The 11,276-nt window shown below is 60.0% G+C and carries 7 protein-coding genes; all 7 read right to left on the minus strand.

Going from position 1 to position 11,276, the window contains the following annotated elements:
* Positions 1–130: 130 nt before the first annotated feature.
* Positions 131–3,844 (minus strand): AAA family ATPase, encoded by a 3,714-nt coding sequence (locus tag O7A70_RS33025; protein WP_337144085.1) that lies wholly within the window; start codon positions 3,842–3,844, stop codon positions 131–133.
* Positions 3,841–4,902: an ATP-binding protein gene (locus tag O7A70_RS33030; RefSeq protein WP_337144086.1), complete on the minus strand. Its 1,062-nt coding sequence runs from the start codon at positions 4,900–4,902 to the stop codon at positions 3,841–3,843. Before O7A70_RS33030 ends, O7A70_RS33025 begins: the two co-directional genes overlap by 4 nt.
* A gap of 1 nt (position 4,903) precedes the next feature.
* Positions 4,904–5,944 carry a trypsin-like peptidase domain-containing protein gene (locus O7A70_RS33035; RefSeq protein ID WP_337144087.1) on the minus strand — a complete coding sequence of 347 codons (1,041 nt, stop codon included), beginning with the start codon at positions 5,942–5,944 and terminating at the stop codon, positions 4,904–4,906.
* The gene (locus tag O7A70_RS33040; RefSeq protein ID WP_337144088.1) at positions 5,944–7,995 is read right to left on the minus strand and encodes a DNA/RNA non-specific endonuclease; all 2,052 of its coding nucleotides are present in this window, start codon (positions 7,993–7,995) and stop codon (positions 5,944–5,946) included. The genes O7A70_RS33035 and O7A70_RS33040 overlap by 1 nt, the downstream gene beginning before the upstream one ends.
* 338 nt (positions 7,996–8,333) lie before the next feature.
* The gene (locus tag O7A70_RS33045; RefSeq protein WP_337144089.1) at positions 8,334–9,449 is read right to left on the minus strand and encodes a sugar ABC transporter substrate-binding protein; all 1,116 of its coding nucleotides are present in this window, start codon (positions 9,447–9,449) and stop codon (positions 8,334–8,336) included.
* Between the two features lie 9 nt (positions 9,450–9,458).
* Positions 9,459–10,805 (minus strand): trypsin-like serine peptidase, encoded by a 1,347-nt coding sequence (locus O7A70_RS33050; protein ID WP_337144090.1) that lies wholly within the window; start codon positions 10,803–10,805, stop codon positions 9,459–9,461.
* 194 nt (positions 10,806–10,999) lie between these two features.
* The gene (locus tag O7A70_RS33055; RefSeq protein WP_337144091.1) at positions 11,000–11,185 is read right to left on the minus strand and encodes a hypothetical protein; all 186 of its coding nucleotides are present in this window, start codon (positions 11,183–11,185) and stop codon (positions 11,000–11,002) included.
* Positions 11,186–11,276 lie beyond the last annotated feature (91 nt).

An 11,276-nucleotide genomic window follows, 5' to 3' on the forward strand; every position in this document is an offset into this window, starting at 1 on the left:
AGCCTGCTAGGCCTATGCCCTCCGAGCATGGCACCCTTTCGGGAAATGCTATCCGGGGGTGATTGTTTGTGGGGCAGGGCCTGATGATCGTTAATAACACAAAGTTGAGTGTTCGATTTCTGGCCAGATATCAGGCTGACGGCGACACCAAGGGGCTGAGCCAGTCCGCGAAGCGCTCAGCGATTTGTGAGTCCATCTCGCGCGTACTCGCAAGATAGCGTGCGGCGCTCGCAATTTCTCGCGGCGACTTGCTCACATCGGGAATGAATGCGCTGACCTGCGGATCGATGTGCTCCCACTCTTCAAGTACTTCGTGCAGCCCGCTAGCCGCCTCCCGATTGAGGGATCCGGTGCCGACAACGCGAAGCACGCGTTGAAGCAAGGCGGGCTCCGAGCCGCCGACCTGCGCTGCGACGCGGCGTGACAGTTCGGGAGCCTTCGCTACGAGTTCGTCTGGGAGCCGGCTGAATACTCGTACAGCGCTCTGCGTGAATTGTTCGCGGTCACTCGGGACTGCGAGCGACTCGAGTCCCTGGACGTTTGCCTCGAGCAACACCAGATCGTCGCCTAGGGCGTCGCCCAGATTGCCAAGCTCAGCTAACGCGCGCAGCACGCCGGCGGTGTCGTTGCGTAGCCGCCGCACATTGACCAATTCTTCGAGCGCGTCGCGGAGGTCGTCGGCGTTCAAACTCCATTGCGCAGCATCTACAGCGGCTTCGGCCGCTGATTCCGCGCCCGAGTAATCCGGGACAGGCAACGTGCGCCGGGCAATGCTCTCCACATAGTGTAGCTTGCTCGTCGGCACACGCTCGCTCCGCATCGCAAGCAGATCCAGGGCTTTCTGCGCCTGTCCGAACTTGAGCAGATCGGCCGCGCGCTTTCGGGCGTACTCCTCCCATTCCAGCGGCGAGGCCGTTGCGAGCTGCTTCTCGTCGGCAACCCCTCCGACCCGGTTCGCGAGGTAGGCGTTGCTCCCCGGCGGCAATTCGCCGACCGCGTCGCGTAGGAAGGGCTCGACGCCAGTGAGCCATCGTTTGTCGACCATCGCAGCGTCCTCGCCCAGCGCCAGACGGTGATAGATTTCCTCGGCGCGGTCCGCCAGTAGCGGGCGGGGCGCATAGTACGCGACCGCAGCCTCGTGGATCTGCATACGCTGGCCGGCCTGCTTAGTATCTCTCCCCATGTCTTCCCGCACGATCCGTCGCAGCTCGGGACGCAGTTCCAGTTGGGCGGGATCGGCTCCCTGCCTGACGAGCGCGACTTCCTTGGCCAGCGCGTCGAACAGTTCGCGTGACGCGGCCTCGTCGATGGTGCCGAGACCACACGGTACCGCGAGCACGTCGCGGATCAGCTCCCACGTGATCACGCGCAGCGCAAGTCCGGGATGCGCCAGCGCGGCGACGCGCTTGTCGTGAATGTGGCCGAGAATCCGTTCGTACAGCCGGCCCTGCACGATCGCGTCGCCCACTCGTCCGCGCATAGCTGCGTCCAGCTCCTCGATCACGCGATCGGCGGCCGCCGCTTCGCGTCGCAGGGCCTCCGCCGCAAGGCGCAGTGACAACGGATTTCCGCGGAGCTGGTCGTTCTTGTCGGGCACCGCGACGATCTCAGCGAGCTTGTCGACCAACTGAGTGTTGGTCGCCAGTTCCGCCGGCAGCTCGTTCTGAAGGAGCGCCACACAGGCAGGCAGCGGCAACCCGCTAAGCTCCATTGGCGTGACGTCGTCATCGACGAGAACGCGGCCGGCGAAAATCGGCCGCAACTGCGGCGCATCCGCCTGCAGTTGTCTAACCAGCGAGATGAGCGGTGTGATCGCGTCGGGATTTGAGAACTGCACCTCCTCGAGCGTATCGAGGATCATCACGATCGGTATGTCAGGCAATTTCTCCAATATGTCCTTGACGTCGTCGAGGATCGTTGCCATCTGGCTGGATGCGGCTTGGGCTGCAATGTTCCCGCGCTTGCGCCTCGCTCCTCGCTGGCGCGTGCTTACCCCGTCCCGTTGGACCTGCCCGTCAACAAGCGCCTGCGCCGCTTTGGCGATGCTCGGCACCTGGGGCCCGAGTTGCCGGACGATCGCCAGGAGCACGCCGGCGAGATTCGTCGCGTCGAGCTCTGGGCGATCGAAGTCGATGTAGATGAACGGCCGCCACACGTCCGGTTTCGCCGGATCGCGCTCGGCATTCTGAAGCACGAAGCGCGCGAGCAGTGCCGACTTCCCCATGCCACCGGGCCCGTGAATAAAGAGCGGCGATCCCGGCATAGCCTCGCTGTACGCCGTGAGATCCGCTAGCTCCTGCTCGCGTCCGGCAAAGAAGCCGCGCGTGAGGTGCTGGAACGGAGCAAGCAGGATCGCGCGTTCGAGCGACGCGCGCAACTGCCCCGGATCTGGTAACGGCGTGAGGACACCATCGAGCCATCCGATGGCCGTGAGCAGCGCCCGCAAAGTGTCGGGATCGCGCAAATCGTCGCCCTTCGGCGGCACTTGATGGATCAGACTACCGAGGGCAACGTCGAGGCGGTCGGTACGGTCAATAGGGTTCATGCCGTGGGCCTCAGCGAGTGAGCCGCGCGATGCGAGCCGCGCCAGCGCTGCCTTCCTTATCCGGTCTTTGAGCACCCAAAGGTCACCGATCTGACGGCTTTCGAGCAGCAATGCCACCCGCGCGTCATGGCGGGTTTCGCCGAACGGAACGATCTTCTCAGGATCGAACGACGCATGTACTGCAGCCGCCTCGACCCACGCCCAACACTCCTGCTTGTCCAGATCGAGGTCTTCGACCTCGTCACTCCAGACGTCGTCCGGCTCGATCGAACTCGCGATGCCGCGTAGGATGTCGTCATCCTCGCCGACATTCAAACGGGCAGCTTGCGGCTGAGCACTGAATTCCGCGTACACGCCGTTCGATGCGTCCCATCGATAGCCTTTTTCCCTAAGTTCGCGGACGATCGCCTCCAAGGTACGACCGCGGTTGAGGGCACCCTCGCCGCCGAAATGAATGCCGACCAGACGCCACGCTGCATCGAAGCACGGCGCCCCAAGCGAGCCCAAGTAGGTCGTCACCGTTTGATAGGTCAGTTCATCGCCGCCGGCGGCCGTCGCTTCGTACATGCCGATTGACAGACGCAGGGAGCCGTCGACATGCTGCACGATGACGATACTGTCATCGGGGGTCGCAGGCGTGCCAGGCACCGGCGAAATCCAGCCGCGGGTACGTACGGCGACCTCCGCACCCGGTTTCTCCAGCACGCGCGCAAGCGGTGCCTCGAGCCTCAGAACGCGGACATGGTCCAAGTCCACGACGATCGGATTAGTAGGGTGAATCTGGATCGTTATGGTGTCGAACGTAAATGCAACGTAGAGGCCCGGATTTGGGATGACTGGAAGCCCGACCGTCATGACCTGGTCATCTCCCACGAGAAATCCAGTGTACTGAGCCTCGACAGAGGTTCCAGCCAACTTCAGCTTTATGCCACAGATCTGACGTTCCGCTGCCAGGAGACCGCGCGTCCAGGACGCCACATTCTCGAACTTCGGCGCGGAACTGATCGCTGCCAGCAGTTCGTTTGGTGAGGTGAGCAAGCCGATTGATGCGGCGAACAGGCGCAAGCGGCTGCTACTGGGGTTCCCACGCAGCGCGGCGTTGACGAGGGTGTCCACGCCATTCTTGGCGGCCCACCCTACAAGAGCCCGCGCACGCTCCTTGACGTCGCGCGCGCCGCTTCGCTCCGTCGCGGGGATCTTCAGCTGATCGGCGACCTTGAGATCAAGGTCCTCCGGCGTAAAAGCCTCGGCGAGCGCGTCCACGAGCTCCCGTTCGCGTGCCGGCGACAAGGTGATCACGGCGGACCTCTAAGAGTCTGCGGTGGATCAGCGGGAGCCGGCATCTGCGACAGCCGGCGGATCGTCTTGCGCATAAGTTGGAATCGCTCACGCAGGGTCTTCCCAGACACCTGGTTGATCTCGTCCAGCAGCGCTTGATCGCTTACGTTCCAGCCACGTGCGTTCGCTATCTGTTTCAACACCGCCAACATGTCGGCATCGGTGAAGCCCTGTGCCTGATCGCGCTCGGCGACGTCATCGAGCGCGTCCGGCAGCGCCTCATGGAAGCGGATAAGGAGGATGCGAAGAAATGGCCGCAACTCCTCGTCCGCATACTTGGCAAGACGTACGATGAAGCTCATCGTCTCTGGAGGCAGGGGCGGATCGGTGGGCGACGGAAACCCGTCGAATACCAGCAGCCGGCGTAGCTTCTGCGCCTCCAATGCGTCTTTGACCTGAGCGGCGAGGTCTTGCCCCGATCGCTGATCCGATTCCAGTCCAGTGGTCTCATCTTTTAACTGCACCCCGAAGCGGCGAAGGACCTCGGTTGCAAGCGTCACCGGGTCAACGAGCGTACCGACGTCGAACTGGCTCGTGATGAAGGCACGTTGCCGGGCGATGTGTTGCGCCAGGTAGAATGAAAAGGATTTTCCCGATCGGGCCTCGCCAGTGACAAGGAGTAAGGGCGAGCCGGCCGCCTCGCACAGCGTCCGCAGCGACATCCGAAGATCGACGCGATTGGCAAACGGACGAGTTCCTTCGAGCAGCACTTCCTCGAACGGATCGGCGCAGGTGGGCCTGGGCTGGTCTCTTAGCTGCGCGAGGATAACGTCGAGTTCCGCCGCGGTTGCTGGGTTGCGCGGAAGCTGCGCGACAATCGAGCCAATCCACCCTTCGAGGAGCGCCCGATCGACGACGATGTTGACGATGTTGTCGATCGTCGTCCCGGGAGCGACCGGTATGATCGCTGCGGACGTACCAGGCTTGATCCCCTCCACCAGGTTCTGGAAGTCCAGAACGAACGTAGCGACCGGAAACATATTTGAGACGTTCTTGATGAGGAGGTCGCGCAGTTCCATGTCAGATCTTCACGTTCTGAGCTGACAGTCCTGCGACGACGCGACTGATACGCACACCCTGGTTCTTGGTAAGTGGCGCCTTGCCGGTATGCTGCGTCGGCGTGCCGCCGCGATGGTGCAGCGCGATCAACCTGCCCTCGGCGTTGAACACCGGCGCACCTGACGAGCCCGGCTGAGTGTCGGTCAGATACTGGACCGACTGATCGGTTACTGCGGTGATCATGTTACGCACGAAGCCGAGCCGCTTCTGTTGCCCATCGGGGTGTTGCACAATGAACGCCCGCTCGCCCTCCTTGGGAACGGCGGCATACGCGATATCGATCACCGAGATATCCGGTTTCATGTCCGCGACGCGGAGGACCGCCCAGTCATCGGTCTGATCGCCTAACATTGTCTTTGTATCCCCGGCCAGCGAGATTACCGAAAGGCTGGTCCCGTCGACACCGACGTCGAACCCGAAATCGACCTGCACTGTCTCGGCCTTGGTATTCTCCGGAAACAGGACGTGATGATTCGTCAGGACGAGATCCGATCCGATCCTGAACCCTGTCCCTGTGAAGCCGCCAAACGCATTTTCAACGCGGAGCAGACACACCGCCGGCGCCAGCTTGAGCAATCGCTGAAGCGTGGTGATCAGGTTCGGGATGCGCCCCACCGCCATCGTGAGGTCGTCGGTGAACAGCAGCGCCTCTGGCGCAGTAACCGCCGGATCGAATCCGCTCACCGGCTCGGGACTGACGACGACCCTTTCGTTGTCGATCAGTGCCTTCAGGAACGGGGCCTTCCGGTTGCGCGGGTTCTGCGCCAGCAGGTCCTTGACCAGATCGGTGGTCGTACCCCTCGCCGCCGTCTTCTGCAGGATCACGTACCACAACTGACGTGGCGTCAAGTTGACCGGCAAGTCGAGCGGATCGACGTCGAACTTCTCGGCGAGCGCGGTCGCGTCGAGAGGCACTGGAACGAGCCCCGCAAGCGTCCGCCATAGTTCCTGCCCGGCGGGTGTTTGGAACGGGAACGGGAAGGTTTCTAGGAACGTGACCATCAGATGAACCTGATCTGCTCGGGGAACAGCAGTGGCCCCGTCGGCTGACCGACACCTTCGCTCGACAACGGATCGATGTCGACCAACCCGTCGAAGGATATCCCGGCGCGGGCCTCGATCGTTGAGATTGGTACTTGCGTCGAGATGTTGAGCTGCGGGGACACGAAGTCGCCGAACACGAATTCCGGCGGCTCGAGATTGTCCTCCTGCGACATCTCATAGCCGGTGGCGCACAGCTCGTGAGTTTCGTCGTGCACGAACGCTATCACCTTCCAGAACTTTACCGGGATCCGCACGCCGAACATCGTCGGGTCGTTCTTGTTGAAGTACGGTCCGGTGAACACGGAAATCCTCTGATCGTCCTCACGTGCATGTTGAAGGGCGTAGTCCTCGAGCGCGAGCCAGATCGGTGCATTGAACGACTGCATCTGGGGCGTGACATTGGTCACGTGCATCGAATCGTCGGCACCGCGTTGAATCACCTCAGCTGTCTCACCCCAGGCAGGATCCTCCCGGCGGCTCATGTGCCCGCGGCTGAACTTGGGCGTGCTCCCATAGCATTCCTTCATGATCTGCATTTCCAGCGGGATGCGCGGATCGAACCGCCACGCCGTTCGTTTGCTCGACTTGGAGCGTTGCCCGTCAATGTTGCAGGCGCTGAAAAAACACTGTCGGCGTTTCGCATTCATGACAACGGAGAAGTGCTCGTACGGAAGCACGTCCCTGCCGCTCCCCCACGTCAAGATGTCGGACTTGCCCTTGACGATCGTGGGAAGCTCGACCGCGAACTCGTCGCCAAGGAACGTCGCGACGTAGCCCTTCCGGTCATTGTAGTCCTCAGGCTTGGCTTTCGCCTCTGTCTCGACAAGATTGTCGGTGTCGTCTCCATCGTGCTGCCGCGCGGACGACGAGAGCGTCCGAGGTCGCGCCGATACGTTTGCCGGTTGCCCGGCTCCGCCGAGGGACACCGTCACGGTCAGCGGGATGGTGATGCTTGTCGCGTTTCCGCTTACCCTGCTGGCGACCGCCGGGGTTCCGGTCGCGACGCTCGTCATCGAAGCGGAACGGCGTGACGGACGAGGGCGGGCCGGCACCTCCCGCTTCCCGCGGAGCGTGCCGGCGAGCAGCGCATCGAGCCGCTCCCTGACGCGATCCGCTCGAACAGCGAAGTTGGTGCGCAGGAAGCTGCCGCTGAAGTGCAGCCCGAGCGCCTCGCCGCTTTTCAGATCCACGACGACCGATCCCGAGTTCCCCCCGAGCGTCGTGCAGTTGTGGAGTACACGGTCCTGATCGACTTCGGTGATCGCCCCAGGCGCGAGGCGCTTCTTGTCGAAGATCTCGCCATAGATCTGCTTCATCAGATCTGGCTCGGGGATCCGGCTGTCGAAAGCCGGGTAACCGATGGTCGCGACGAACGGATTCTTCGTCGGCGCCGCCACGGACAGCCTGATCGGTTTCGCGACCGTGCCGTCGATCTGCTCCACCTCCAGGAACGCAAGGTCGAGCCCGGGACGGGGCTCGATGTAGCTGACACCTTTCACCTGGAAGACCTGCTTATCGTTGCGGCCGATCTCCTGCAGCATGTCGATCGAGGCGGCCATCTCGCCGTCGGGTCCCGACTGCATGACGAATGCGTCTCCCTCACTGCGGGCGAATTCTTCTGCGACGTGGCGGTTGGTAACCAGATACCGCGGATCGACTAGCCACCCCGTCCCGACCCAAGAGAAGTCGGGATTGCCCGTCAGCTCGATACGGCCGACGCAGGGGATGGCCCTCCCCAGAACGGTGGCAGCGCTTTCGAGTCGCGATTTCCAGAGTGGGAGGTCGGCCTCGTCTTTGAACTCAAGCACCGCCGCCCCATTCTGGATCGCCAGCACGGGACGCCGGCGGCGCATGACTATAGATTCGAGTTCAATGGCCTGCTGGGGTGGACGATTGACTTCGAGCCGCTCGTTCGCGGTCCCTTCCGCGTCCGCCATCTCCGGGTCATCATCTAGCAGGCTGTCGTTGAACGCACGTAGTTGCGCGGCCTTCTCTGCCGGTGTTGCCATGTCGTGCTCCCCTCGTCTTCGGGCAGGCTCTAACACTTACAACCGCTGGTCGGCATAGGGAACGCCATGAGACTCCCTGACAATTGTCCAATCGCCTATGAAGGGGCCTGGCTCCAATAAAACCCAACGCCAATTGCTCGCATTTCAGCATACCTTGACCGAGAACGCCAAATATATCTTTTGAATCTCAAAAATTTCTCGCGCTCAACCGTTCTATCGATAGTGAGACCTTGCCGCGTACATCGAGAAACTGTTCGCAGCGGCAAGGAACCTAGGATCGCTTTGGCATAGATCCCATATGCTTGCGCATCCGATCTCTAGAGATTTCTGCTCCCTGACTAGCCCCAACAAAGCTTGATGCCCGTTGCTGTGTCGATCGATTCGACTCCGGCCATAGGCTTATCGGTTACAAGGTTCGCGCCACTATCAAAAAAACCTGTGACCTTCTTGCCATTTGCCGCCATGGCAATGGCGTTTATTCCAAGGATCGCCATCTGCATCGGAAGTTCCTGGGAGGTCGCGCCGATGACGCCCCCCTCAACGTTTTTTAGGCCCGAACAACTGCCGCTCACGGACACGATGAGGACGTTGTGTTCCATCCCTACTGCCCTCAGGGCCTGGTAGGCGCCTGCGGCCGCGAGTTCGTTGACGGTGTACACCAGGTTTATGCCTTGGTCCTTCTGCAGGCAGTTCTCCATCGCCTTGCGGCCGCCTTCCTCGTCGCCATTTGTCACTTCGTGGCAAACGTTGCGGGGGTCGTCCTCGTCGCCAATTTTGTTGCCGTCCTTGGCGTCGATGCCAAAGCCGTCCATGAAGCCTTGGTCGCGCTGAACGTCGACCGTCGGCTGGGTGGGGTTCAGGTCCATGTAAGCGATCTTGGCGTCCTTGGCCGCGTCGCCAAGCTGCGCCTTCGCCCAGGCGCCGATCTGTGCGCCGGCCTTGAAATTGTTGGTGGTGAAAGTCGCATCCGCAGCGTCGATCGGCTCCAGCGGTGTGTCGAGCGCGATCACCGAAATGCCGGCGTCGCGCGCCTTCTTCACCGTCGGGACGATGCCCTTGGTGTCCGACGCGGTGATCAGGATGCCTTTTGCGCCGTCGGAGATGCAACTCTCAATCGCCGCCACCTGGCTCTCGCTGTCGCCGTCGATCTTGCCGGCATACGTCCTCAGCTGCATGCCGAGTTCACCAGCCCTGGCGGTGGCCCCTTCCTTCATCTTGACAAAGTATGGGTTTGTGTCTGTCCTCGTGATCAGGCAGACACTGACGCCATTCGCGGCAGGAGGACTTAACAACTCTGGCACTTCGTCACCAACGGGTTTCGGGCATTCAGAAATCTTGGGCTTTGGGCATGGATTTTCCTCGGCCGCCAACACGGCAACGCTGATACATAGGAAGGATGCAGTGAGTAAGGCGAGGCGAGGTATCACATGAGCCATACTGTGCGTTGTATTCATCGATGCCTCCTAGAGTGTGTTAGGTTGAAGGAACCTTGTGAAATGAAAATCGTTTTCGTCGCCCTCTGCGAACAGCGCCCTCATCTCTGAAACAGACAATTCAACCGGCATATCCAGGTGTAGCGCCTCAAACTCAAAGCGTATCACTAGTTCTAATTTGCCGAAATTGCCTCCGAGGATGAAATCATGGAAATCTCTCCATGAAAATATATCTCCATTCGACGAAGGCTTGAATTGTGCCTCGAATGTCAAATTCGACAAGGGCTCTAAGCTTTGTGGTGCCGCGGCCTCATACTGGCCGAGCCAACCTTTGCCAAACGTCGAAACATTTGCTTTCCAAGCCCATCGATAGCTCCTGCCACGTGGAAATGCATTCACAAAGGCGGTTATCCCGCCCAGTTTGATTGGCTTGGGTGCTTCACGCAGGGAGATTTGGATCGGAATAGTAACTATCAGCGCTTCGTTCTTCCAAAGTCCGTCATCTGGTAGTTTCATTGGTGCCCATAGCGGTCGGAAGTCAATAAACTTCGGCCGGCGCAATTTAATAGCGAATGGAGGGGGAGTATATTTTCTTGTCCTCAGACTGGATAGCGACTTGATGTGGGCACAAATAGCAGTTGCCGGTATTGCAGAGTTCCATAGAAACCCCTTCTCTCGATCTTCACCTCTTTGGTGCATTGCGACCCATTGCATGTTTACGTCAAAGCATGGGGAGCCTGAAGAACCCGGCAGCGTGGGCGTTCGATGGCGTATTCTCCCTGGCCCTGATGTAATATGAAATACCGAATGTCTCACGTTCGATTCAGTTAGAGTTGCGCCGAATGGATGGTGCAATATGTCTAAAGGTTCCCCGATCTCAACTTTATAGTTGTCTGGGGGAGGATCTATCCAACCTCGCAGCAGAGGACGTTCGACAGTGCCTGCGATCTGATCATAAGCCGGATTGCCCTCGATCCTTAAAAGTCGGTAGTCCAAGTTATTTCTATCGGTGTCTAGTAGAGAATCTGGCTTTTCGTCGTTCGGATCAACGTCGGAAAATGACAATCGGGTCTGATCATTTGAAAGACCGTACTCCCGCGTAGTTTCGACTTGCAGTAGTTCGTTCATACGATAATCGAAACGAAGAACAACTCCGGCGAGATCCTGAACGCCCTTGAGTACATGGTAGCATGTCAAAAGCAAGTTCGGGCCGACCAGAAAGCCCGTACCAATAGGTTGGCCGTTGGGATATTCGAGCCTGCACACACAAGCACGAGTCCTCAAGCGCCTGCTTTGGGTATCACCCAGTGCAAGGTTCTCCTGATTAGGGATCTTTTGCAGCCCGGCCATTGCGGGGAAGGGCACTCTTTCCTTCATTTGCAGAGCTGCCTTTGAAGTATTTTGAGTCCTTGAAGCAGCGCTCGAAGGACCGCGCCCACAAATTCTCTCTGATACTGGTTACGAGCAGTCCACCTCGACACGCCACTGCTCACAGGATCAGCAGTGTATCTCACCTCGCCACAAGATCACCGAGCTAGGAGCGAAATTCTAACACAGGTGACATCTGCCGTCTAAATATTAATCGAAAACGGATCATGCAGCGCGACGGCAACAGCGTCGATCTCGGTGTCGAACAGGAAAAATCGGGTGTCGGAGGCCGGGTTCTTGCGGGCTTTGTTCGTTGTCGCCTCGACGATCTCGCGGATCTTGCCATCGCACTCGCTCGTTAAGTCGTGCGCCGAGCCGTGCCGGGCCATCGTGAGGAAGTTTTGACTGGAAGTCTAGATGTGACGCGATACTTGGGGATGATAACATATCCCCGATCGATCAGACTCAAACTAGCAGGCC

This window comes from Mesorhizobium sp. Cs1299R1N1, from assembly GCF_037179655.1.
Lineage (GTDB): Bacteria > Pseudomonadota > Alphaproteobacteria > Rhizobiales > Rhizobiaceae > Mesorhizobium > Mesorhizobium salmacidum.